Here is a 24,827-nt window from a genome sequence, read left to right on the forward strand (position 1 = left end):
CTATGATCGCTAAACTTACAGGTATTCTTGACGAAATCGGCGATGGCTGGGCTGTTGTTGATGTCAACGGTGTAGGATATCTTGTGCATTCAAGCGCGCGAACCTTAGACAAGCTTCCTACCAAAGGAGAGGCTGTCCAGTTTTTTATAGAGACTGTGGTGCGGGAAGATGCTTTTTTGTTATATGGTTTTGGGGATAAGCAAGAAAAAGAATGTTTCACCCTTTTATGCAGCGTTCAAGGCGTTGGGGCAAAAGTTGGCCTTGCAATTCTATCAGTCGGTTCACCCAGTGAAATTCAGACGGCCATTGCAGCTCAGGACAAAGGTGTGATTAGCCGAGCAAGCGGTGTGGGGCCAAAACTTGCCGGCCGGATCATTAATGAATTAAAAGATAAAGTTGCTTCGCTCGCTGTTTCAACCGCTTCGCAAATGCCCTCCGATGGCAGCGTTTCGGCCTCTCCTGTTAATGATAAAGGAGATCAAGTGCTTGCGGATGCAGTGTCTGCGCTATCAAACCTTGGGTACCGCCCTGCAGAGGCTCACACAGCAGTTGCAATGGCACGGTCGAAGGTTGAAGGGAATATCTCTGTGAATGCTCTTATCCCTCTAGCTCTTAAGGAGCTTGCTTCTCTATGATTGAAGACGGTGAAGAAAGATTAATTGATACAAGTGAAGGCCATAGCGATTACGCTGAGAATGGGTTAAGGCCTCAGACGCTTAATGACTTTATCGGTCAAACGCAGGCGAGAGAGAATTTACAAATTTTTATCGAAGCGGCCCGCACCCGCGGGGAAGCCATGGATCATGTGCTCTTTTATGGACCTCCTGGCTTAGGTAAAACAACACTGTCGCAGATTGTTGCTCGAGAATTAGGTGTAAATTTTAAAGCAACATCAGGGCCTGTGATTACAAAAGCTGGGGATCTAGCAGCTTTGCTCACAAACTTACAAGAGCGGGATGTTCTCTTTATTGATGAAATTCATAGATTATCACCAGCAGTTGAAGAAATCCTCTATCCAGCCATGGAAGATTTTCAGTTGGATCTTATCATTGGAGATGGTCCAGCAGCGCGGTCTGTGCGCATCGATTTACCTCCCTTTACTCTTGTAGGCGCCACAACAAGAACTGGGCTGATAACAAAGCCTCTTAGAGATCGTTTTGGCATTCCTACTCGCTTGGAATTTTATTCCGCTGAAGAACTCTGTGAAGTGGTAGAAAGAGGGGCGAAATTGCTACACCTTTCGATGAGCCATGACGGCGCGATGGAAATTGCTGCCCGTTCACGGGGAACGCCCCGTGTTGCAGGTCGATTGCTTCGCCGAGTGCGAGATTTTGCTATGGTAGCGGGCAGTGAAATTGTTGACCAAAAGACTGCGGATCAGGCATTGAATCGTCTTGAAGTCGATGCATTAGGCCTGGATATGATGGATCGTCGGTATTTGTACTGTATAGGGGAAACATACGGCGGTGGACCTGTGGGGGTTGAAACCCTTGCTGCCGCTTTATCCGAAGCAAGAGATACGATCGAAGACATAATTGAGCCATACTTATTGCAGATAGGTTTAGTACAGCGAACACCGCGTGGGCGCCTCTTATCCGCAAGTGGATGGAAGCATCTTGGCCTGACCCCGCCTAAAGGGAGTGACGTTCAAGATCAATTCGATTTATTGAAGGAGTAGCAGATGAGTTTAAAACCGTCTGAGGGAGTATGGACTAACGGAGAATTTTCTTTTCCAATCCGGGTTTACTATGAAGATACAGATGTTGGCGGCATGACCTATCATGCCCGCTATGTCAGCTTTTTTGAACGCATCAGAAGCGAAAGCATTCGGGGATCAGCCGCAGATGTCTCTGTTCTTATGGATATGCCAGAGGAAGAGGGTGGTCCGGTAGTTTATGTGGTTAGAAATATCAATGTAACCTATCATAGACAAAGCACTGTCGGTGATATTCTGAATGGATTTTCTCGTGTGACCAAGGTTCGAGCCGCGGCGATCGAGATTGCTCAGCGCATTGAAAACGAGGCAGGGGAGCTGGTTGCCGAAGCAGAATTATTGGTCGCAATCGTTGACAATAAGGGCCGCCCTAAGCGCTGGCCACAAACTGTGAAAGCCGCATGGTCTCAGTGGATGAATGAATATCAAAGTAGCAATGATGAGGGTGCATCATGAATGGAATAATGGCACTAGCAATGCAGGCAACAAACCAGGCGTTAGAAGCCGAAACTCTTGCAGGGAGCAAAACGGATTTCACTTTTTGGTCGATGTTTGCTGAAGCAGATATTGTCGTGCAGTTGGTTATGATCATGTTGATCGCATCAAGCGTGTGGGGTTGGTCGATCATCTATAATACATGGCAGCGGGTAAAAGATGCGCGTCAAAAAAGCGATGACTTTGAAGATGATTTCTGGTCAGGCCAATCCTTAGATGCCTTGCATGAACGTCTGCGGACCAATCCTGATCATCCAATGGCAGCAGTCTTTGTCACAGCCATGAGAGAGTGGCAACGGTCCATGAGTGGTAATCGATCGAACGTTGATAAGTTAACCATACAGGACCGTATTAATAAGGTGATGCATGTGACAACTACCCGTGAAATGGAGCGACTTGAAGGGCAAGTTGGCTATCTTGCTACAATTGGCTCTGCTGCGCCTTTTGTTGGGCTGTTTGGGACAGTCTGGGGAATCATGAATGCTTTTACGGCGATTGCGCAGTCTTCAGATACATCGCTTGCATCAATCGGCGGACCAATTGCTGAGGCATTGCTTGCAACAGCTCTTGGCCTTGTCGCCGCGATCCCCGCCGTGATTGCATATAATAAACTCTCTACAGACCTTGGTCGTTATGCGGCCCGTGTTGAAGGCTTTTCTGATGAGTTTAGTGCGATCCTATCGCGTCAACTTGATGAGCGTGAGTAGGTGGTATTATGGGCATGCAATTAGGTGGAGGTAGTATTAAATCAAGAAGAGGGGCGGCTGGTCGCTATCGGCCTCTTGCTGAAATTAATGTGACGCCCTTTGTTGATGTTATGCTTGTGCTCTTGATTATTTTTATGGTTGCTGCACCTTTGCTTCAGCCGGGTGTGTTAGTGGACTTGCCAAAAGCTTCAGTAAAGACACTGCCTCAAGATAGTAAGCCATTGGAAATTACTATTGACCCTAAAGGGGACATATTTATAGCCGATAATGCGATCGCAGACGGAGAATTGAAAGAACGCCTTTATGCAATAGCAGGTAACAATCGGGATGTGAAAATTTATATTCGCGGTGATACGTCTTTAGAATATGGACGTATTATGCAAGTGATAGGCATGATTAATGCCGCTGGTTTTACCAAAGTTGCTCTAATGGCAGATAATCGATAACGGGTTCGATGACAAAAGAAACACTGAACATGCAGACGATATTAACCGCGATCAAAAATATGGATCGGGGTCTTGCCTTTTCTTTGGCACTGCATGGAGGCATCGTAACTGTTGCTTTAGTGGGCCTTCCTGAACTTACTTCTAAGCGACCTCCTGTTCCTGAGCCCATACAAATTGATTTTGTAAAGGTGGAAAAGGAGAGGAAGATTGTCAAAAAGGCTGAAGAAACTAGAGAAGAACCTCAAGAAGAAAAAAGAAAACCTTCCTATGCAAAGAATGAGGCAGTGGCTGCATTAACACCTGATGCCATGCCAACGTTAAAACCAGCAAAGCCGGCAAAAAAGCTTAAGCCTAAGCCAAAACCTAAGGTAACAAAGCAGATGCGGCTTAGAAATAGCATTCGGCCAAAAATGAAACCAAAGCCGCCCAAACGGTTTAAATCAAGTAAGATTGCTGAACTTATTGATCGATCTTTGAAAGAAGAGACCAAAGAGACGCCCAAACCTAAGAAGAAGGCTAAGAAGCCTAAAGCGAAAATAAAAGAGCCTAAGAAGAAGGCGCCGAGTTTCGAAGGCTTGGCGGGTCGGATTCGTGCAGCAGCAATAAGAGATGCGATTGCCTATAAATTAAATAACTGCTGGAATCGCCCAAAAGGGTTGAAAAACAGTGAAGATATGGCAGCTCCGATAAGATTGTACTTGAATTTACAGGGTGAATTAGCGCGGAAGCCAATCATGTTAGACGGCGATTATGATGATGCAGCTCAACCATTTAAAAGGGTATTTGGAGATAGTGTAATCCGCGCAGCTATGAGTTGCGGAAAATTTGAGGAAGCTATTCCAATCATAAAAGCCGGAAATAAATATTTTGATATTACCTTCCGTCCTCCAGATATTTATGAATAAAATCTTTTGGCATTCGTAAGATGAACTAACCAAATTTCGGCCTTATTCCTAAAATAAGTTAGATGCAGCTTGTTTGATGATCATGAATGCAGTAGATCAATAGACATCGCTATGTTTTTCAAGGCTATGACTTCAGTTGGGTAAAAGGGTTTCTCTTCGCTATGCTACGATTTTCTATCTTTATAAGTCTTTTTTTCTTAAGCGTTTTTTCTGTTCAAGCACAAATGAAAATTGATGTTGTTGGCGGGAAGGTCGAAGCTATCCCCGTTGCTATTCCTGATTTTCATCCTGATGTGGACATGGAAGTGGACGGGGTTATGTTAAGTGAGATTGGCGCGGGCATTGCTTCAGTCATTACCAATAACCTTCAATCTACTGGGCTTTTCAGAGCGCTTCCTCATAACAGTTTTATCAATAAAGACGTCAACAAGGATGCTTTGCCTCGATTTGCTCAATGGAAACCAATAGGCGCACAAGGACTTGTAACGGGACGCATGGTTCGCCTTGATAATGGAAGTTTACGTGTAGAATTTCGACTTTGGGACGTTCTCTCGGGCCGTCAACTTGAAGGCGTGGGCTATACAACACCTGTATCAAACTGGCGCAGAATTGCTCATGTTATTTCTGACAAAATTTATACACGAATGACAGGGGATGAAGGATATTTCGACACCCGGATCGTATATATTGCAGAAAGTGGCTCAGCCCTCAATCGTATAAAAAGGCTTGCGATAATGGACCAAGACGGGGTGAATCAGCAGTTTCTGACAGACGGGAGTTATCTTGTCTTAACACCGCGTTTCTCGCCAAATCGTCAAGAGATAACTTTCTTGAGTTATTATAACGATCGACCACGCGTTTATCTCTTGAACATTCTCAGTAATAAATTCGAAATACTGGGTGATTTCAAACAGAATATGACTTTTGCGCCTCGTTTTTCGCCAGACGGGAATAAAGTTATTATGTCCTTATCTGAAGATGGAAATTCTGATCTGTATGTCATGGACTTGAGAACTCGAAAGAGCAAGCGCCTTACTAATCATCCAGGTATTGATACTTCGCCGAGTTATTCTCCAGATGGATCCAAAATTGTTTTCAATTCAGATCGAGGCGGGTCTCAGCAACTCTATGTGATGAATGCGGATGGCTCTAATATTAAACGTATTTCATTTGGGCGTGGCCGCTACGCAACGCCTGTTTGGTCTCCACGCGGTGATCTTGTAGCTTTTACAAAAATAGGGGATCGCAAATTTAGAATTGGTGTGATGCGGCCTAATGGGAAAGGTGAACGTCTCTTAACGAATGCCTATCAAGATGAAGGCCCTACCTGGTCTCCAAATGGGCGCGTTTTGATGTTTTTTAGAACAGACCCTAATCAAATCAATGGCAAGGGGCGTAGTACACTTTGGTCTGTTGATTTGACTGGATATAATGAACGGAAAGTGAATACAATAGGCGATGCATCAGACCCGGCCTGGTCTCCGCCTCAACCGCTCACCAAGAAATAAAATAAAATGCCCGCTTCATTGGCGGGCATTTTACTTTTGGTAAATAGTTTTTGTTTTTCTACGCTTAAAGCGCTGCTTTACAGAGGTTTTGCGTCAAAACTCTGATCTGCAACGCACAAAAACCAAGGGTTTAGAAATGTCTTTAAATCTTTAGCGTAAGTTAGATCCTCTCCGCCAGGAACAGTTACACGACCACCGGCAGCGAGTAATACTGCGTGCGCAGCCGCTGTGTCCCACTCACATGTAGGGCCTAGGCGGGGGTAGAGGTCAGCTTTTCCTTCAGCCAAGAGTAATAGCTTTAAGGAAGATCCAATTGATACATTTTCAGCCCCTTGATAATCGGCAAGATAGTCTTCAAGTTCTGTTGAGCGATGCGATTTACTGGCGACGATCGTCATGGCGTCAGGATTTGTTTTGCGACATTTGATGGCGCGAGTATTGGTGACTTTTCCACCGACAATATCAGCCTTCCAAGCCCCCTCATTGACGATTCCCCAAAAAAGCTCATTACTTGCAGGGACTAAGACAAATCCCATGATAGGCGTGCCATCTTTAATTAGTCCAATGTTTACGGTGAAATCATTGCCTTTTTTGATAAATTCTTTGGTGCCGTCCAAAGGATCTACTAGCCAGAATGTTCCACCGCTAATATCCGGACATTTGCCTTCAGATTTTGCCTCTTCGCCAACCATGGGAATAGAGGGTGCTATTGCAGATAAGGCCTTTTCAATGATAATCTCACCTCTCCGGTCCGCTTCTGTTACAGGAGATTCGTCATTTTTATCATAAACACTAAAATCTGAATGAAAGACATCCATGACTGTTTCACCAGCTTCTAATATGGTTTCCGTGAGGGGAGAGACTAAGCTTTTAAGGTATTCTGGAGACATTTTTTGTCCTTATTACAAGAAAAATACATAAATTTGTGATTTGTTAATACTTTGTTTGCCAATTTAGGGCAATAGTTTATGCTCATGTTGAAGTGAGGAATTTATGAAAAACGCAGATTTTGCTGGATTGTTGTGTTCACGTTTATGCCACGACCTTGTTAGTCCTGTTGGGGCAATGAGTAATGGCGTTGAATTGTTGCACGATAAAGGCAATGCGGACATGCAAGAGCAGATCGTAGATCTTCTTGAAGATTCTGTTGTTCAGACAACAAATAAGCTGAAATTTTTTCGGCTTGCTTTTGGTCTTGGTGGTGGATTTGGAGCGGTGATTAATCTTGAAGAGGCGAAGCTGGCTCTTGCTTCTTTGTTCGATAAATCAAAAGTCACCATTGCTTGGTCTTCTGATGTGGCGGCTGCAGATAAAAACCTTATGAAAATCCTTTTGAATTTAGCACTGGTTGCCGGAGAATGTGTTATCGGTGAGGGGATTTTATCAATTTCACTTGAAGGATTAGAAAGTGACGCTGAGGAGTTAATCATTATTAAAGCCTCTGGCGCTCGTTTAATCATTCATGAAAGTGTCGCTTCAGCTGTAGAGAAATCACTAAGTGATGTGGATGCGGATCCAAAATCAATTCCTGTTTGCCTGGCAAAATCGTTAAGTCTTGAGAATGGTTTGGGAATTCGATTGGATCGTGGAAATGAGACGGAAATGACCTTTATAGTTTCAAAACAAGGATAATTTTGAGTGGAGACCACTTTAGGCTTTACAGTGGATTTTATTTGAACCTAAAGTGACACCAACTATTTGGTTTATGATGGCAATTATAGATGACAATGAGTAACGGGGAATAAATATGGATGACCTCTTAAATGAATTCTTAACGGAAACATCAGAAGCGATTGATGTTGTTGATGTTGAGCTTGTCAAATTAGAGCAAGACCCGAACAACAAAGAAGTTTTGGATAATATATTCAGACTAGTTCATACAATTAAGGGGACCTGTGGTTTCCTAGGTTTGCCAAGACTTGAATCTGTTGCGCATGCTTCAGAGAATGTTCTTGGAAAATTCCGCGATGGTGAGCTTGAGGTTACCGAGCATGCTGTGACTGTTATTCTAGAAAGCTTAGACAGAATTAAAGACATTCTTGCAGGCCTTGAAGAAACAGAAGAAGAGCCGCAAGGCGATGACAATGATCTCATTGATCGCTTAGATGCTATTGCTGAAGGCAGTTTAGCATCAGAACCAGAGGCTGATGTCATCGAGGCTGATATTGTCGACCAAGGGTTAGGTCGTCCTCTAAAAGCTGGCGAAGTTACTCTTGAAGAACTAGAGGCTGCTTTTGCTTCCGCTCCAGGCCCTGAAGCTGGTGGTGCTGATGATAGTGCTGGCGACGAAATGGATATGGAAGCTGAAATGGCAGCTGCTATGGAAGAAGAACAGGCTGCGGATATCGTAGAAGCAAATACGTCTGCGTCTGAACCTCTTTATGATCGGGTTGGCGGTGAAGATGCAATTGCAGTGATGGCACATTTAATGTCCTCGCGGTTGCCGAATGATCCTAAGCTTTCTAAATTCTTTAAAGATTCTACCGTCGATCAGCGAAAAGGTCGTCTGTCCGGTATCATGACAGCTCTCTTTAGGGACGATCTAGATTCTGCGGATAATGTTGCGCGTTTAATGATAACCATGCCTGGTTTCGATGATAAATGTTTTGATGCATTGCTCGTATTCATGAAATCAGTGATGACAGAGTGTCAGGTTGAGGCGGACACCCGCGATGAAGCGATCATGAGTTTTGAGCTTGTCAGAGAGGCTGTGGTCTCTTCTTCGAAAGCGAAAGCAGAGGCCGCGACAGCTAAAACCTCTGGAGATACAAAGCGGACCTCACAGTCTATTCGTGTCAGTGTCGATTTGCTTGAAGATTTGATGAATATGGTGTCCGAACTTGTACTGACGCGGAACCAATTGCTTCAAATCTCTAGAGATATGGATAATTCTGAGCTAGGGGTGCCGCTTCAGCGTCTGAGTCAGTGTACAACTGAACTTCAAGAAGGTGTGATGAAGACACGCATGCAGCCGATTGGTAATGCATGGGCGAAATTGCCTCGTATTGTTCGTGATTTGACCGTTGAACTTGATAAGAAAATTGAACTTGAGATGCGGGGTGCTGAAACCGAGCTGGATCGTCAAGTTCTTGAGCTTATTAAAGATCCTTTGACACATATGGTCAGAAATTCAGCAGACCACGGTGTGGAAATGCCAGCAGAGCGTCTTGCACTAGGCAAGCCTGAGACCGGCACGATTATTTTAGACGCCTACCATGAAGGCGGTCACATTATTGTGGAAATTAGAGATGATGGGCGCGGCATTCCAGTGGAGAAGCTGAAAGGCAAGATTCTTGAAAAAGAGTTGGCGACTGAAAGCGAACTCTCTGAGATGTCTGATAACCAAATTCAAAAGTTTATCTTCCATCCTGGTTTTTCTACAGCAGAGAAAGTCACATCAGTTTCAGGCCGAGGCGTTGGCATGGATGTTGTGCGCTCAAATATTGAAAAAATTGGTGGCACCATTGATATGGTTTCTATCGAAGGGAAAGGCTCTACATTTGAAATTAAGATTCCGCTGACACTTGCTATTGTTTCTGCCTTGATCGTCAAAGCAGATGGCGAGAGATTTGCTATTCCTCAGATTAGTGTCCTGGAACTTGTTAGAGCGTCATCTGATTCAGAATATCGTATTGAGAAGATTAAAGATGCCCCTGTCTTGAGGCTGCGCAATCGGTTGCTACCACTCGTTTATCTGAATGAGATTCTAGACTTCTCAACGCGCGAAGAACTGGAAGCCGATGAAGACAAGGATGATTTCATCATTGTGGCACAGGTTGGGGCCTATACCTTTGGTATTGTGGTTGATCAGGTCTTTGATACTGAAGAAATCGTCGTTAAACCTGTGGCGCCAATCTTGAAGGATATCCCTATCTATTCTGGAAATACAATCCTTGGTGACGGTAGCGTGATTATGATTTTGGATCCAAATGGTATTGCGGCCCGCTCGAATGCAGGTGCCTCTGATCAAGTTGAAGACAAAGTTGAGGAAGATGTGGTTCACAAAGCAAGTTCTGACGAAAATGAGAGTATGCTGGTGTTCAGGGCAGGTTCTGAGAATAATAAGGCTGTACAGCTCTCCTTGATTGCGCGACTTGAGGATATAGCAATTGATGAAATTGAAATGTCTAATGGCCGGCATGTGGTTCAGTACCGAGGAGCCTTGATGCCGATCATTAAAGCTGATCCGACGATGGAATTCGTCAGTGAAGGCCGACAGCCTGTTCTTGTGTTCACAGACAGAGAATATACGATGGGCCTCGCTGTAGATCAGATCATGGATATCGTCGATGACAAGCTTGATATTAAACTGGCGTCTGACAATGAAAGTGTTGTTGGTTCTGCTGTTGTAGATGGCAATACTACAGAAATTATCAATGTGGCATACTTCCTAGCCCAAGCCTTCTCTGATTGGCTTAAGAGTAGGGACACGGAAGAGGATGTTGCCCCAGCAAAAGATGCGCATGTTCTCTTAATTGATGACAGTGATTTCTTCCGGAGTATGGTGCGCCCCGTCTTGACAGTTGCTGGCTATAAAGTAACAGCTGTGAACGGAGCTCAAAAGGCTTTGGATCTTCGAGAAGATGGAATCATGTTCGATCTTATTGTTTCTGATATTGAAATGCCTGATATGACAGGCTTTGAATTTGCAGAAGCTATTAAATCTTCGGGAATTTGGCAGCATACACCTCTTATAGCGCTTTCGAGCTTGGCAAGTGATAAGGATATTAATCACGGAATTGAAGTCGGTTTTGATGATTATGTCGCTAAATTTGATCAAGAAACACTGCTGCGCAGCTTAGCTCAGCAGCTTAAACTTCAAGGAGATGCAGCATGAATGATCTCGTCGTAAGAAATGATCTCAGCGTTGTCGCCAGTGGATCAGGCAGTCAAGATTATGTAACTGTAAATCTTGCAGGGCAATTACTTGGCATTCCAGTATTGTCAGTGCATGATGTCCTTAATCAACAGCGGATTACAGCCATTCCTTTATCTCCAGAGTGGGTTGCAGGTGTTTTAAACCTTCGTGGGCGTATTGTGACTGCAATTGACCTGAGAGTGCGAATGGATTTGCCGCCAAGAGAAGAAGGTCAAAAATCTATGAGTGTTGTGGTCGAACATAATGATGAGCCTTATAGTTTACAAATTGATTCAGTAGGGGAAGTTTTGTCTCTTTCAGACGAGCTTTTTGAGAGGAACCCTATTACGCTGGATCCTAAGTGGCGCGATGTCAGTAAAGGCATCTACCGTCTGGAAAATGAGCTGATGGCGGTTTTGGATGTAGAAAAACTTCTAGATCTAGAGTCATCGTCAAAAGCAGCCTAAACGATCGGGGAGGAACTGATGAAAAGCTGTTTAGTAGTGGATGACTCTAAAGTTATTCGAAAAGTTGCAAGGCGAATTCTTGAAGAATTGAACTTTGCAGTAGAAGAGGCTGTTGATGGTAGAGATGCCCTAGATAAGTCTGTTGCCAATACACCAGATGCAGTTTTGCTTGACTGGAATATGCCTATTATGGATGGTCTTGAATATTTGACAGCTTTGAGAGCAAGTTCTGATATTCAAACTCAGCCGATTGTTGTATTTTGTACAACAGAAAATGATATGTCCCATATCCGTCGTGCCATCGAAGCTGGTGCTAATGAATATATAATGAAACCTTTTGACCGTGAGATTATTGAAGCGAAATTTTCTCAAGTTGGTCTACTGTAAGAGTATTAAAACGTGATTTCTCACCGATTATCATCGCAAACTACAGCACCCGCTGGCGACACCGTTAAAGTAATGGTCGTCGACGATAGTGCAATAATTCGTGGATTTATTTGTCGTTATTTATCAGAAGATTCTTCGATTGAAGTCGTCACAACAGCCAATAATGGTGAAGTGGCTGTGCGTATGTTGAAGGATAATCCTCAGATTGAGGTTGTTTTACTTGATATTGAAATGCCGGTAATGGATGGTCTAACTGCCTTACCTAAAATGATTGAACTGAGGCCTGATTTACAGGTTATTATGGCTTCTACCCTTACAAAACGGAATGCCGAAGTCAGTTTGAGAGCGATGCAGCACGGTGCTGTGGATTATGTGCCTAAACCTGAAACAGCGCGTTCCGTAAATGCTTCTATTGATTTCCGTAGGGAAATTGTTGAGAAGGTGAAAGCTTGGGCAAATCGCAGTCGAAAGAAAAAAGGTGTTCCTGAAGTTAAGGATAGCTCGACAAAACCTGCTGCGACTAATTTTGCTCGACCGACAGCTCGTCCTACTGGCTTTGCTGCGCCATCCCGTCCTGCAGTTAAGCCCGCAGTTGTCTCCTCACGTCAAACAACTGAGGTGAAATCGACCTCAAGCGCTTCTGCAATACAATTGCGTAAGGCGGCACGGACAAAACCTCAAATTTTGGCAATTGGGTCTTCCACTGGCGGCCCCCAAGCGTTGATGAAGTTTTTTAAAGGGTTCAAAAAGAAACCAAGTGTTCCCATTGTCATTACACAGCATATGCCGGCTACTTTTACTGCTATTTTGGCAACGCATATTGGAGAGGCTACAGGCTGGCCTTCTGCTGAAGCAAAAGAGGGTGACACTTTAATGCCGGGACATGTCTATGTGGCTCCTGGTGATTGGCACATGCAATTTGTTAGAGGTGATGGCAAAGTTAAAGTAACTCTTAATCAGGGACCGCAAGAAAATTTCTGCCGACCTGCTGTTGATCCTATGTATCGCAGTTTGATTGAGATTTATGGAGATCGTATCCTTGGCGTTATACTGACAGGTATGGGGCATGATGGTTTAAAAGGGTCTCGAGATATCGTTAAAAATGGGGGGACAGTATTTGCTCAAGATGAAGCATCTAGTGTCGTTTGGGGAATGCCTGGCGCTGTATCTACAGCAGGGTTATGCTCTAAAGTAACACCCATTGATGAGTTAGGTGAACAAGCTGAGAAACAGCTCGATGGAGGCTATTAATGCGCCCAAATGATTTTGAATTTTTAGCAAAATTTCTAAAAGAGCGTTCAGGGTTAATGCTTACACAGGATAAAGTGTATCTATTGGAAAGTCGGTTGACTCCAATTGCTAGAAAGTATGGTCATGATACTTTAGATGCCTTTATCGCAAGCTTTAAAATGTCTCGTGACGAAGCTCTGAACGTTGAAGTGACAGAGGCGATGACCACAAACGAGTCCTTCTTTTTCCGTGACAGTACACCATTTGATCTTTTTAAAAATCAGGTTTTGCCAGTCATCGAAAAAAACAGACCGACAAAGCGCTTGAGGATATGGTGTGCAGCAGCTTCAACAGGTCAGGAGCCTTATTCACTGGCAATGATCTTAAAAGAACAGTGGCATAAGTGGAAAGATTGGAAAATTGAAATTGTTGGTACTGACATTTGTACAAAAGTGCTCAGCAAAGCCAAGCAAGGACATTATAGTCAATTTGAAGTTCAGCGTGGTCTGCCAATCCAAATGCTCATTAAGTATTTTGAGCAAGACGGTGACGTGTGGAAACTAAACGATGAAATCCGTAATATGGTCTCTTATCGTCCCTTTAATCTGTTAAGTAGTTTCACGACTTTAGGTAACTTTGACGTAATCTACTGCCGGAATGTTTTGATTTATTTTGATCAAGAAACTAAGGGCGATGTTTTAGATCGAATGCGTCGACACGTAGCTGATGATGGAACATTATTTTTAGGTGCGGCAGAAACAGTGCTTGGAATTACTGATAAATTTCAACCTGTTAAGGGTCAACGGGGCATGTATACACCAAGCTAGCGCCTTTAGATTTAGTAGGATATTTCTGCAAAGTCTGGCAAAGATCAGAATAAAAAAGCCACGCAAGATAGCGTGGCTTTTCTTGTTTAGATATGGTCTAAAGCTTGTTCAATATCAGCAATCAGATCATCGACATTTTCAATGCCAACAGATAACCGAAGTGAGGCATTTCTAATACCAAGACGGCGTTTAACATCATCATCGACATCAGAATGTGTCATGCTGAAGGGATGTTCCATCAAACTTTCTGTGCCTCCCAGAGAAACGGCCAGTTTAATAATCTGTAAGTTATCGAGAACTTTGAAAGATTCTGCTTCACCGCCTTTGATATCAAAACTAAAGGTTGACCCAGCGCTTTCACTCTGACGCTCGAAGATCTCTCTAGCAAGACTTTCTTCAGGTAGAAATTCCAAGTAATTGATGCTTTCTACTTTTGGGTGATTTCTGAGGTAGTTGGCAATGATGCGAGCATTGTCGGCGCTGCGCTCCATGCGAATTTTTAAAGTTTCAAGACTGCGCATGATGAGCCATCCTGTATGAGGATCGCACATGGTCCCTAGAATTGTTCTAAAGCCTGCTACAGGCCCCATAAGCTCTGCAGAGCCTACAACAGCACCAGCTACAACATCACTGTGGCCTGCCACATATTTCGTGAGGCTATAGACTGATATGTCAGCGCCGCATTCTAAAGCTTTTTGCCATACGGGCCCTAGAAATGTATTATCTGCAATTACAAGAGGGCGGTGCCCTTCTTGCTGCAAAGCAATTTCGTCGGCTAAACGCTGGCATTCTTTTAGGTCAACAAGGCCATTGGTTGGATTTGCAGGCGTTTCAACATAAATGACGGAAATACGTCCTTTGGATTTTGCTTGCTCTAAAGCTGGGGCCAAGGTCATCTCTTCAAAGCCACTTTCAAATTCGACACTTTGAACACCGTATTCAGGTAAAATATTTCTTATAAGATATTCACTGCCGCCATAGATGGGAGCAGAATAAACAATCACATCACCAGGTCTTAAATAAGCCATCAGAGTCGTCGAAATTGCTGACATGCCACTGGAAAAGGTTAGTGCTTTATCGGCATTTTCCCATAAAGCGAGGCGATCTTCTAAAACTTCTAAATCAGGATTGTTAATCCGGCTATAGATTAAGCCGCTCTCCTCGTTAGGTTTGGCTTCTCTCTTTCCGTAGGCAAGCTCGAAAAATTCTTTCCCATCTTGGGCGCTATCAAACACAAAGGTTGAAGTCATGAAAATTGGTGGCTTTAAAGAGCCTTCAGAAAGCTTTGGATCATAGCCATAACCCATCATTTGGGTCTCTGGTTTCAATACTCGATCACCGAGCGTTTTTTTACGGTATGCTTTTTTCATTCTATTGTCCTCGTCTCACCCTTAAGATCTCACCCTTTGGGTCTATATCACGAATAATTGTTTCTGGTGCAAGGAATAATTTAATGTATGGTGATGAAAATTTAGGGATTCTTGTATGGGCGACGTATTGAACAAAAATGTTGGCTTGCTAATTTTATCGCAAGCCATAGCAATTTCTTCTGTAATAGGCATGTTAACTTTCGGTCCTGTGGTTGGCGCAAAACTAGCTCCTGCTGCATGGATGGCGACCTTTCCTGTGACATCCGCGATTATAGGGTCTGCTACGTCTACAGGGATGATGTCGTTGTTTATGGATAAATTTGGGCGCCGTATGGGCTTCCGACTAGGTAGCCTTTTTGGTTTTATTGGGTCATTCATTGCAGTTCAAGCCATATTCGATCAGAGTTTTTATCTTTTCTGTTTTGGTATGTTCCTCTTTGGAGTTTTTCAAGCCAGTGGTTCTTATTTTCGATTTGCAGCAGCAGAGAGCGTTAAGCCTGACCTAGCTCCCAAAGCGATCTCTTACGTTCTAGTCGGGTCGGTCTTTGCAGGTGTCATTGCACCCATCGTGTCACGATATTCGCTTGAGCTTTTTCCAGAGGAACCTGTTGTTGGGGCTTTTGCCTATGCAGCGATCGTTATGCTCGCCTTACAAATACCTTATGCTTTAATGGGATCGACCCATAAGTATAGTGCTATAGAAACAGAGGATATGGCTGAAAAGCCTGCACGATCTCTTTCAATTATTATGAAGCAAAAGGCTTTTTGGGTTGCATTGGTTAACTGTTCCTTTGGTTATGCTATGATGGGGTTTGTTATGACAGCAACACCGCTGGCAATGACGCAGTGTGGGTTTACAGACCAGACAAATTTAGATGTGATTAGTATGCATTCCATGAGTATGTTTTTACCTGGCTTAATTACAGGGACATTGATTATCCGATTTGGTGTCATTAATGTCCTAACGATGGGGCATATCTTTTTTGCTCTTGCTTTTCTTGTGGCCCTTATGGGTATCGAGTATTGGCACTTCACTCTTTCAATGATCTTACTGGGAATTGCTTGGAATTTTTGTTTCGTAGCGGGTAGTTCTTTGCTAACAAAAACATATCGAAATAGTGAACGTGGTAAAGTGCAAGGACTGAATGAGACGGCTGTTGTTGTCAGTATGGCTCTTGCCTCTTTAGGGGTTGGGTATATATTAATGGAGCTTGGATGGCAGGCAGTTAATCAGATTGCTTTTAGCCTCCTAATTGTAGCTATTGTTATAACAGTTTTGTTTAGAAAATCAGCCCATGATCTTGAAAATTAAAGGATTTATCGATGCTTGTAGTATTGTCCCCTGCTAAAAAATTGGATTTCGAAAGTGAAAATTTTCAATCAGGAGGAGAGAGTCCAGCACTCTTAGGTGAAAGTGAAACGTTAATAAAAGTCGCACGCAAATTACGCACTGAAGATTTGAAGTCGATGATGGGAATTTCAGATGCTCTTGCAGAGCTGAATGTTGCACGCTTCAAAGCTTTTGAGACGCCTTTTAACACGACCAATGCACGCCCCGCCCTTGATGCCTTTAAGGGGGACGTTTATGTGGGCTTAGATGCGCCGTCAATGACAGAACAGAATCGTGCTTTTGCTAACGAGCATGTTCGCATTTTATCTGGTTTGTATGGGCTGTTGAAGCCCCTGGATTTAATGCAGGCTTATCGGCTTGAAATGGGGATCAAATTCCCGACGTCTAGAGGCAAAAATCTTTATCAGTTTTGGGGAGATGCGATTACAAATGAAGTCAACAAAAGCCTGAAAGAGGGGGATGCTGTTATTAATTTAGCCTCAAATGAATATTTCAAGTCTATCAAACCTAAGCTTTTAAATGGACCTGTAATCACACCAACTTTCAAAGAAATTAAAGAGGGTAAATCTCGTGTGATTTCATTTCTGGCTAAAAAGGCTAGGGGCCTAATGACACGGTGGATCATTGATAATCAAATAACCAATCCTGAGACTTTAAAAGGCTTTGCACTAGAAGGATATGCCTATGACCCTGAATCGTCTTCAGAGACACAATGGATATTCTCTCGCCAACAACCTTAAATTATTTAAAGACTAAACAAATGTTTTATTTGGGGATGGCATATTTCATGATACCATCCCTTTTTTATTGCTTACTTGGGAGGGGCAAATGCCATCATTTTTATTAAATGGTCAGCACATATCACATGAAGAAGATTCCGATATGCCACTCATGTGGTATCTTAGGGATATCGCAGGACTTACGGGAACAAAATACGGCTGTGGTGTGGGCCAGTGCAGTGCCTGTACGGTGCATGTGAACGATATGAATATGCAATCTTGTCAGGTCCGTCTGGGTGATATTGAAGACGGCGCCAAAGTAACGACCATTGAAGGCCTTGCTCGCGGGGATATGGAGCACAAGCTTCAAAAGGCGTGGGGAGACTATAATGTACCGCAATGCGGCTATTGCCAAGCAGGCCAAATCATGACAGCGGCTGCTTTGCTTGAGCAAAATGCTAATCCTAGTGAACAAGAAATTGACGAAGCTATGTGGGGCAATATCTGTCGCTGTGGTACATATCAACGGATCAAGCAAGCTATCAAGGCAGTTGTTGATGGAGAAGTATCATGACACTTTTCTTAAAGAATATTTCATCCGATGTTTCTCGGCGTAAGGTATTGAAAGGACTAGGAGGATTGGTTCTCTCTGTTCCGCTGGCATCCACGTCAGTTTATGCAGATCTCTTGATTGATGAGGGAAATAATGGCGACGCCTTTAAGCCATCAGCTTATTTTTCTATTCATCCAGATGGACAAATTAAGATTATGATCCACCGGGTCGAGATGGGGCAGGGCACGCGCACAGGCCTGGCTCAGGTGATAGCCGATGAACTTGAGGTCAATTGGGATGACGTTGATTTCCTACAGGCTGAAGGCCATGAAAAATATGGCGTTCAAAATACGGACGGATCCCGGTCAATTAGAAATTACTATTATCCTTTAAGAAAAGCCGCTGCCGCAGCAAGGATGATGCTAGAAAGTGCGGGGGCAAAACATTTCGGCGTCCCATTCAAGGGCGTAAAAGCAGACAATGGCTTTATCGTTGCAGGTTCAAAAAAGGTTGCTTACAAAGATCTTGTTACAAAAGCTAAAGCTGAAAAACCTCCAGTTGATGATGCTGTTAAGCTAAAAGATCGAAGTGAATTCAAGCATATTCGTAAACCACGACAAATTCTTGATATGCATGATATTACTCACGGTAAGGCGCTCTATGCCCAGGATATTCGCTTAGAAGGTATGTTATATTCTGTGATTGCACGTCCTCCTGTCCCAGGTGGGGTTGTCAAAAGCTATGATGATTCAGCAGCAAAAGCAGTTAAAGGTGTTGTTAAAATCATTAAAATGCGCGACCAAGCATTTCCATCAGGCTTTATGCCTCTCGGTGGGATCGCAGTGATTGCCACCAATACTTATGCGGCAATGAAGGCGAGAGACGCTCTTGAGATCGACTGGAATGATGGGGCTAACGCCTCCTATTCTTCTGATACTTATGAAAAAGCTTTGTGGGAGAGTATAGAAAAGGGTGGCAACCCACTTCGTAAAGTTGGTAACGGCGCAGAAGGATTGAAAGAGGCTTCTAAAGTCCTCTCAAGCCAATATTATATTCCTCACCAAAGTCATCAGCATCTTGAGCCACCAGCAGCTGTCGCTGAATGGAAAAACGGTGAATGCGTGATATTTGCCTCTACGCAAACACCGCAAAGGTCAAGGCAGATGGCTGCAGCTTACTGCGGCGTACCAAAAGAGAAAGTGACATCTCATTCTCCTCTCTTAGGCGCTGGCTTTGGACGTAAGTCGAAACCAGACTTTTCTGCAGAAGCTGCTTTCCTGGCAAAAGAAATGGGCAAGCCGGTTAAGGTGATCTGGACTCGCGAAGATGACATGAAGCACGGCTACTACCATACTGTTTCAGCACAGCAGATTGATGTGGGACTTAATGAAAATGGGAAAGTTACTACATGGCGTCACCGTGCAGCCTATCCCGCGATTGGGGGAACATTTGACCCGCGTGCAAATGGGCCAAGCGCTTTCGAGTTGAGCCAATGTGCAGGGGATTTACCCTTTGATTTAGACCATATGTCTGTGGAATCTTGTGAGGCGAAGACAATGACCCGCGTGGGGTGGATGCGATCAGTAAATTGTATTCATCAAGGGTTCGCTGCGGGCTCTATGGTCGGTGAAATTGCTGCTGAGACAGGGAAAAACCAGCTTGAGACATGGCTTGAATTGATTGGGCCTGATCGAATTGTTGATATTAAGTCTGAAGGCATGCCAACCTATGACAATTACGGAAATAGCACTGAAGATCATCCTTTTGATACAGCCAGACTTAAGCATGTGCTCCGCAAAGCTGCAGAAATGGCAGGCTATGAAAATGATCAAAGTAAAGATGGAAAAGGGATAGGCCTCGCTGTGTTTCGCTCGTTCAATAGTTTTGTTGCGTGTGCCATTGAGGCTGATGCATCTCAGGACGGCATAAAAATCCCGCGCGCTTGGATTGCCGTTGATTGCGGTGTTGCAGTTAACCCTGATCGCATCAAATCTCAAATGGAAGGGGCCGTTGTTTTTGGCATGGCCTATTTCTTCCATAGTGCCATCACCATGGAAAATGGCCGCACTGTTGAAGGCAATTTCGACACGAACCCTCTACCAAGGATTGATGAAGCCCCTCATGTTGAGGTTCATATTGTTGATAGTGAAGCCTCTCCAGGTGGTGTCGGTGAGCCCGGAGTGAGCCCTGTTGCAGGAGCCATAACAAATGCTATCTTTGCGGCGAATGGTCAGCGGATCAAACGCTTACCCTTTAAGGGGTAAACTAAGCCGAGAAAAGAAAAGATGTCACCCTAAGCTTGTTTTGGGGTGACTTTTTATTTATGAACAGCCATAACCCTATGAAGCTTATCAGGTGATAGGCCTTAGAAAGAGTATCTCCAAATGGCGCCTCCACTTCTCAGTATAAATACGATTTCCTTATCTCACGGTGTTGATCCTATATTTGATCATCTCGACATGCATATTCGCGGGCAAGATCGTCTTTGCTTATTGGGGCGAAATGGTACGGGGAAATCAACTCTGATGAAAATCATCGCTGGGCAAGTTGAGCCTGATAGTGGTGATATTTGGTGGCAACCAGGCGCGTCAGTGGCTTTTCTACCTCAAGAGCCGGACGCAAAAGGGTTTGAAACACTGTATGATTATATTGCAGATGGACTGCCCACTGATGAAGCAGATCAAACCTACCGTGTGGATGTGCTTGTTGAAGACCTATCTGTCAATGCGACCGCTACACCTGATAGCGCTTCGGGTGGAGAACTTCGAAGAGCGGCATTAGCAAAAACGCTTATTCAAGAACCTGATTTGCTGCTTCTTGACGAGCCAACAAACCATTTGGATATTCATACCATTTTATGGTTAGAGGGCTTTCTTCAAAAATGGCGTGGGGCTTTTATATTGATTTCTCACGATCGTCGATTTTTAGAAAAAGTAACCTCCGCTTGCTTGTGGTTGGATAGAGGGGTGGTGAAACGTCTTGATGCTGGATTTGATAAATTTGACGCATGGATGGACGAAGAATTAGCCAATGAAGAAATGCGGCGCAGTAAGTTAGATAAAAAGATTGCAGAAGAAAGTCGATGGGCGGTAGAAGGCATAAGTGCACGCCGGAAAAGAAATCAAGGCAGATTACGCCGCCTCTATGATATGCGTGCTGACCGCGCTGCTCAGCGTAAGCAAACAGGCAGTATCAATCTTCAAACTGTTGAAGGTGGTAAAAGTGGCAGTATGGTGATCGAGGCGAAGAGCATAGAGAAGTCCTATGAAGGCCGCACATTATTCTCTGATTTTTCTATTCGAATTAAACGCGGGGATCGTATTGGTATTATTGGCCCAAACGGCGCTGGGAAGTCAACTCTTATCAAATGTCTCACTGGGGAAATAGAGAGTGACGGCGGGTCTGTGCGTATTGGCACCAATTTGGATACTCTATACTTGGATCAACGCCGTGATAACTTAGATGACACTATGTCTGTTCGTGATACGGTGACAGGTGGCGGCGGAAACTGGGTCACCATTGGGGACGATAAAAAACATGTAATGGGGTACTTAAAAGATTTTCTCTTTCGAGCAGATCAAGCTGATACACCTGTCGGAGCACTTTCGGGTGGTGAGCGCAATCGGTTACTTTTAGCGACTTATTTGATAAAGCCTTCAAACTTTCTTGTACTTGACGAGCCGACCAACGACCTTGATATGGATACACTGGACCTCCTTCAAGAAGTTCTTATGGAGTATAAAGGGACGATATTGTTGGTTTCTCATGATCGAGATTTTATTGACAGAATTGTAACATCCACCATTGTGTTTGATGGCGAGGGCGGTGTTCAAGAATATGCTGGCGGGTATGCTGATTATGAAGAAACTGAACTTACTAGGTATGATCAAGAGGCTGTGGCTATTCATAAGCCATCGACTAAAGCCACTTCGCAAAAAGTTATCTCCATAGAGACTGCTCAATCAAAGAAAAGTAAAAAGCTTTCCTATAAGGATCAGCGTGAATTAGATATGCTTCCGGCAGGAATTGAAACGCTCTCTATGCAAATTAGTGATCTTGAAGCACAGCTTTCAGATCCTGAGCTTTATTCAAAGAGCCCTGAAAAATTTCAAAAGGTCAATGCAGACCTCAACCGAAAACAAGAAGAACTTGAGACGAAGGAAATGCGTTGGCTTGAACTAGAGGAATTAAAGGATAGCTTGTCATAATTTATCAAGATCTCTGGATCAGATTAGTAAGAGTGACATAGATATTCTTTGCTTGTGTCTCATGCCCTTTTGAACTAAAAACACACCAAATAAAAGACACAAAGGGCCTATGGCCCCATTACTCAAGGATATATAATGGCTTCTTTTGAATTTGTTTATCAGATGCAAAATCTGACGAAAACTTACCCTGGTGGTAAGACAGTTCTTGATAATATCACATTGAACTTTCTCCCAGACGCAAAAATTGCTGTCATTGGTCACAACGGCGCCGGTAAATCGACGCTCATGAAAATCATGGCTGGTATTGAGACAGAACACGGGGGTGACTGCTGGGCTGGTAAAGGCGCTAAAGTTGGCTACCTGCCTCAGGAACCACAATTAGATGGATCTTTGGATGTCATGGGCAATGTTATGCTAGGTTTGGCTGAGACGAAAGCATTAGTTGATGAATTTAATCAAGTAGCTGGCGATTATGGCATGGATCCAGAAAACATGGATTTGCTCACGAAAATGGGCGAATTGCAGGAAGAGATCGATGCCAAAGATGCTTGGGACTTAGAAAGTCAGGCAGAAGTGGCTATGGATGCGCTTAGATGTCCTCCTGGTGAGTGGGATGTGGATAAGTTGTCCGGTGGTGAGAAGCGCCGTGTTGCCCTGTGTAAGCTTCTCCTCGAAAAGCCAGATATGCTATTGCTTGATGAGCCGACTAACCACCTTGATGCAGAGACCGTCGCCTGGTTAGAGCAATATCTACAAAATTACAACGGCTGTGTGATTCTCGTGACGCACGATAGATATTTCCTTGATAATGTTGTGAGCTGGGTTCTTGAACTGGATCGCGGTAAAGGGATTCCATTTGAGGGCAATTATTCAGCTTGGCTTGAAATGAAAGCGAAGCGGATGGCACAGGAAGAGCGTTCAGAAAAGTCACGCCAAAGTGCCATTACCCGTGAACTTGAATGGATTAAGCAATCTCCAAAAGCCCGTCAGGCAAAATCTAAAGCGCGTATTAAAGCTTATGATGAATTAGTGAATGCCAATAAAGAGGCTGTTGCTGGGACAGCTCAAATTAAAATCCAACCCCCTGAGCGTTTAGGCGCAAAAGTGATTGAGCTTGAGGGCGTGACAAAAGGGTTTGGTGATAAGCTGTTATTTGATGATTTAACATTCAGTCTCCCACCTGGGGGCATTGTCGGCGTGATTGGGGCCAACGGGGCAGGTAAAACAACGCTCTTTAAGTTGATCACGGGCGAAGAAACACCGGACGCTGGTTCTGTTGATATCGGGGATACCGTGCAGCTTGGGTATGTGAATCAAAGCCGTGATGCCTTAGGCGGTGACAATACTGTTTGGCAGGAAATTTCAGAAGGCCATGATATCTTCTATTTTGGCAAACAAGAGATTAACACACGGGCTTATGTTGGGTCTTTTAACTTTAAGAAAGGTGATCAGCAAAAGAAGGTCGGTCAACTTTCCGGGGGGGAGCGAAATCGTGTCCACCTTGCAAAGATGCTGAAAGAACCCGCGAATGTGTTGCTTCTCGATGAGCCTACAAACGATCTTGATGTTGAAACATTGGCAGCGCTTGAAGAGGCTCTAGAGGTCTATGCTGGCTGTGCTGTGGTCATTTCTCACGATCGTTTTTTCTTAGACCGATTGGCTACACATATCCTAGCATTTGAAGGGGATAGTCATGTGGAATGGTTTGAAGGAAACTATGAAGATTATGAAAAAGATCGCAAGCGTCGCTTAGGGGACGCCGCGGCTCAACCGCATCGAATTAAATATCGCAAATTTGAGCGTTAAAAGTAATATCTTTTAAGACACTGAAAAGACTGCTTTAAGGGCGGTCTTTTTTTATTTTTAGATGACATAAAACCTGTCCGGACAAGAAAATATTAAAAAATAGAGCTGTCCTGACAGGCTTTTCCTCGTTTTTTCGGTGTGAGGTTTTTATGAAGAGACCACACGAATAACAAAGCGAGAAAACAATGTTACATTTATTATTAGCTTCCACCATGCTTTTGACGGGGGCACAAGAAAGCAAAGTATCAACCCCAAATTCCTTGCAAGAGATTTGTTCTCTGCCAACGTTAGACTGTGAAATATCTCACCAGGGTGTTGTGGTTGGAATGAAAGGAAATACGACGGGTTATGAAACAGCTATAGAAGAGGCATCAAAAAGATTTGAAGCGTATTTTGGCAGGCCCGCCCCGAAGGCGGCAATTATACTTGGCAATAGTGTGTCTGATACCCAGAGACGCCGCATCAGACAGGATCATCCCGTGGTTCTGCCTTGGTTAACCCCAAAAGACAAAAAAGCTCTTATTGAAAGAAGTATCCGGCAACAGTTGAAACAAAGAATGCCAAACCTGACGGACGCTAAGTTAGATGCCATGGTTCAACAGTCTCTTAAAGCAAGTCAGAAAGCAAAGGGCGTTAAAGAAGGCGCAGATGAATTGCACCAAGGAGTGGTCGCGCATGAATTGGGCCATCTATATTTTATAGAAACCTATTGGCCGAATAATCTCATGGATATTGGAAGCCCGTCAGCAGGGCATATGGCCAAAGAATATGGGGGACCTGCTGCTGATTGGTTGGATGAAATTGCTGCGGTTCTTTTAGAAACACCTTTTTTAAAAGCGCAGAGAAGGCAGGGCTTAAGCGAAATTGTTAGAGAGGCACGCTTGGATGATCTTTGGTCTCTGGAAGAGTTTTTCTTTATGACCCATCCAGCCTTCGAGCAAGCGAAAAAAGTTATTAAAGCACGCCAAAATACTGCGGAAGGACGCTCCAAAGGCGGAGTCGTGATCCTTTCCAAGGAGGATGTTCAGTCTAAAGGGGGAAGGTCACCCTTAAATTTCTATCTCCAAGCACAAGGATTTGCTGATTATTTGATAGAAAAAACAGGAGATAAGAAGGTTTTTGCTTCGATTGCAGAAAGCCTGTCAAAAGGGGGATCCTTTATTAGCTGGCTTGAGACCAAAGGTCAGGTTTTGGGAATTCCATTAACGGTAGCGAAATTGGATATCGACTTCAAACAATGGATTACGCAGACCTACAAAAGAAAAGACCGTTAGTT

22 protein-coding genes are annotated in these 24,827 nt (G+C 43.9%); 20 read left to right on the forward strand and 2 right to left on the reverse strand.

The genetic code is table 11. The features are described from left to right. Positions 1-2: 2 nt before the first annotated feature. From ruvA to tolB, 7 genes are all read left to right on the forward strand, one after another. Complete coding sequence (gene ruvA, locus QGN29_RS09975) at positions 3-635, forward strand: Holliday junction branch migration protein RuvA (protein ID WP_310797708.1); 633 nt, start codon at positions 3-5, stop codon at positions 633-635. After that, positions 632-1,678 (forward strand): Holliday junction branch migration DNA helicase RuvB, encoded by a 1,047-nt coding sequence (ruvB, locus tag QGN29_RS09980; RefSeq protein ID WP_310797709.1) that lies wholly within the window; start codon positions 632-634, stop codon positions 1,676-1,678. Before ruvA ends, ruvB begins: the two co-directional genes overlap by 4 nt. A gap of 3 nt (positions 1,679-1,681) precedes the next feature. Next, the gene (locus tag QGN29_RS09985) at positions 1,682-2,170 is read left to right on the forward strand and encodes a thioesterase family protein (protein ID WP_310797710.1); all 489 of its coding nucleotides are present in this window, start codon (positions 1,682-1,684) and stop codon (positions 2,168-2,170) included. Continuing rightward, a complete protein-coding gene (gene tolQ, locus QGN29_RS09990) occupies positions 2,167-2,916 on the forward strand; it encodes a protein TolQ (RefSeq protein WP_310797711.1) in 750 nt (249 codons plus the stop codon). Before QGN29_RS09985 ends, tolQ begins: the two co-directional genes overlap by 4 nt. An 8-nt stretch (positions 2,917-2,924) precedes the next feature. Beyond that, a complete protein-coding gene (locus QGN29_RS09995; protein ID WP_310797712.1) occupies positions 2,925-3,362 on the forward strand; it encodes an ExbD/TolR family protein in 438 nt (145 codons plus the stop codon). An 8-nt stretch (positions 3,363-3,370) separates the two neighbouring features. After that, a complete protein-coding gene (gene tolA / locus QGN29_RS10000) occupies positions 3,371-4,267 on the forward strand; it encodes a cell envelope integrity protein TolA (protein WP_310797713.1) in 897 nt (298 codons plus the stop codon). Between the two features lie 161 nt (positions 4,268-4,428). Beyond that, complete coding sequence (gene tolB / locus QGN29_RS10005) at positions 4,429-5,775, forward strand: Tol-Pal system beta propeller repeat protein TolB (RefSeq protein WP_310797714.1); 1,347 nt, start codon at positions 4,429-4,431, stop codon at positions 5,773-5,775. A 77-nt stretch (positions 5,776-5,852) separates the two neighbouring features. On the opposite strand, the gene cysQ is transcribed toward tolB, so the two are convergent. Continuing rightward, complete coding sequence (cysQ, locus tag QGN29_RS10010) at positions 5,853-6,665, reverse strand: 3'(2'),5'-bisphosphate nucleotidase CysQ (protein WP_310797715.1); 813 nt, start codon at positions 6,663-6,665, stop codon at positions 5,853-5,855. 103 nt (positions 6,666-6,768) lie between these two features. Between cysQ and QGN29_RS10015 the strand changes: the two genes are divergently transcribed. The 6 genes from QGN29_RS10015 to QGN29_RS10040 all read left to right on the forward strand — a co-directional run bounded on the left by QGN29_RS10015 (position 6,769) and on the right by QGN29_RS10040 (position 13,544). Continuing rightward, on the forward strand, positions 6,769-7,407 hold the full coding sequence (locus QGN29_RS10015) for a histidine phosphotransferase family protein (protein WP_310797716.1): 639 nt from the start codon (positions 6,769-6,771) through the stop codon (positions 7,405-7,407). A gap of 115 nt (positions 7,408-7,522) precedes the next feature. Then, entirely contained in the window at positions 7,523-10,612 is a 3,090-nt protein-coding gene (locus QGN29_RS10020) for a chemotaxis protein CheW (protein WP_310797717.1), read from the forward strand. Next, positions 10,609-11,100: a chemotaxis protein CheW gene (locus tag QGN29_RS10025; RefSeq protein WP_310797718.1), complete on the forward strand. Its 492-nt coding sequence runs from the start codon at positions 10,609-10,611 to the stop codon at positions 11,098-11,100. Before QGN29_RS10020 ends, QGN29_RS10025 begins: the two co-directional genes overlap by 4 nt. An 18-nt stretch (positions 11,101-11,118) precedes the next feature. Further along, positions 11,119-11,487: a response regulator gene (locus QGN29_RS10030; RefSeq protein ID WP_310797719.1), complete on the forward strand. Its 369-nt coding sequence runs from the start codon at positions 11,119-11,121 to the stop codon at positions 11,485-11,487. 15 nt (positions 11,488-11,502) lie between these two features. Then, complete coding sequence (locus QGN29_RS10035; RefSeq protein WP_375164703.1) at positions 11,503-12,738, forward strand: protein-glutamate methylesterase/protein-glutamine glutaminase; 1,236 nt, start codon at positions 11,503-11,505, stop codon at positions 12,736-12,738. After that, a complete protein-coding gene (locus QGN29_RS10040; RefSeq protein WP_310797721.1) occupies positions 12,738-13,544 on the forward strand; it encodes a CheR family methyltransferase in 807 nt (268 codons plus the stop codon). Before QGN29_RS10035 ends, QGN29_RS10040 begins: the two co-directional genes overlap by 1 nt. An 86-nt stretch (positions 13,545-13,630) precedes the next feature. Here the strand turns inward: QGN29_RS10040 and QGN29_RS10045 are convergent, their stop codons facing one another. Continuing rightward, entirely contained in the window at positions 13,631-14,914 is a 1,284-nt protein-coding gene (locus QGN29_RS10045; RefSeq protein ID WP_310797722.1) for a cystathionine gamma-synthase family protein, read from the reverse strand. Positions 14,915-15,029: 115 nt separating this feature from the next. Between QGN29_RS10045 and QGN29_RS10050 the strand changes: the two genes are divergently transcribed. The 7 genes from QGN29_RS10050 to QGN29_RS10080 all read left to right on the forward strand — a co-directional run bounded on the left by QGN29_RS10050 (position 15,030) and on the right by QGN29_RS10080 (position 24,825). Continuing rightward, positions 15,030-16,226, forward strand: a complete 1,197-nt coding sequence (locus tag QGN29_RS10050) for an MFS transporter (RefSeq protein ID WP_310797723.1) — start codon at positions 15,030-15,032, stop codon at positions 16,224-16,226. Between the two features lie 11 nt (positions 16,227-16,237). After that, on the forward strand, positions 16,238-17,005 hold the full coding sequence (yaaA, locus tag QGN29_RS10055; RefSeq protein WP_310797724.1) for a peroxide stress protein YaaA: 768 nt from the start codon (positions 16,238-16,240) through the stop codon (positions 17,003-17,005). A gap of 88 nt (positions 17,006-17,093) precedes the next feature. Next, a complete protein-coding gene (locus tag QGN29_RS10060) occupies positions 17,094-17,558 on the forward strand; it encodes a (2Fe-2S)-binding protein (RefSeq protein ID WP_310797725.1) in 465 nt (154 codons plus the stop codon). Further along, positions 17,555-19,801: a xanthine dehydrogenase family protein molybdopterin-binding subunit gene (locus QGN29_RS10065; protein ID WP_310797726.1), complete on the forward strand. Its 2,247-nt coding sequence runs from the start codon at positions 17,555-17,557 to the stop codon at positions 19,799-19,801. Before QGN29_RS10060 ends, QGN29_RS10065 begins: the two co-directional genes overlap by 4 nt. A 120-nt stretch (positions 19,802-19,921) precedes the next feature. Beyond that, positions 19,922-21,745 (forward strand): ATP-binding cassette domain-containing protein, encoded by a 1,824-nt coding sequence (locus QGN29_RS10070; RefSeq protein ID WP_310797727.1) that lies wholly within the window; start codon positions 19,922-19,924, stop codon positions 21,743-21,745. A gap of 135 nt (positions 21,746-21,880) precedes the next feature. Continuing rightward, a complete protein-coding gene (gene ettA / locus QGN29_RS10075) occupies positions 21,881-23,551 on the forward strand; it encodes an energy-dependent translational throttle protein EttA (RefSeq protein WP_310797728.1) in 1,671 nt (556 codons plus the stop codon). Positions 23,552-23,736: 185 nt separating this feature from the next. Continuing rightward, positions 23,737-24,825, forward strand: coding sequence for a hypothetical protein (locus tag QGN29_RS10080; protein WP_310797729.1), 1,089 nt, complete (start codon positions 23,737-23,739; stop codon positions 24,823-24,825). Positions 24,826-24,827 lie beyond the last annotated feature (2 nt).

It is taken from the genome of Temperatibacter marinus (genome assembly GCF_031598375.1).
In the GTDB taxonomy this organism is placed as follows: domain Bacteria; phylum Pseudomonadota; class Alphaproteobacteria; order Sphingomonadales; family Kordiimonadaceae; genus Temperatibacter; species Temperatibacter marinus.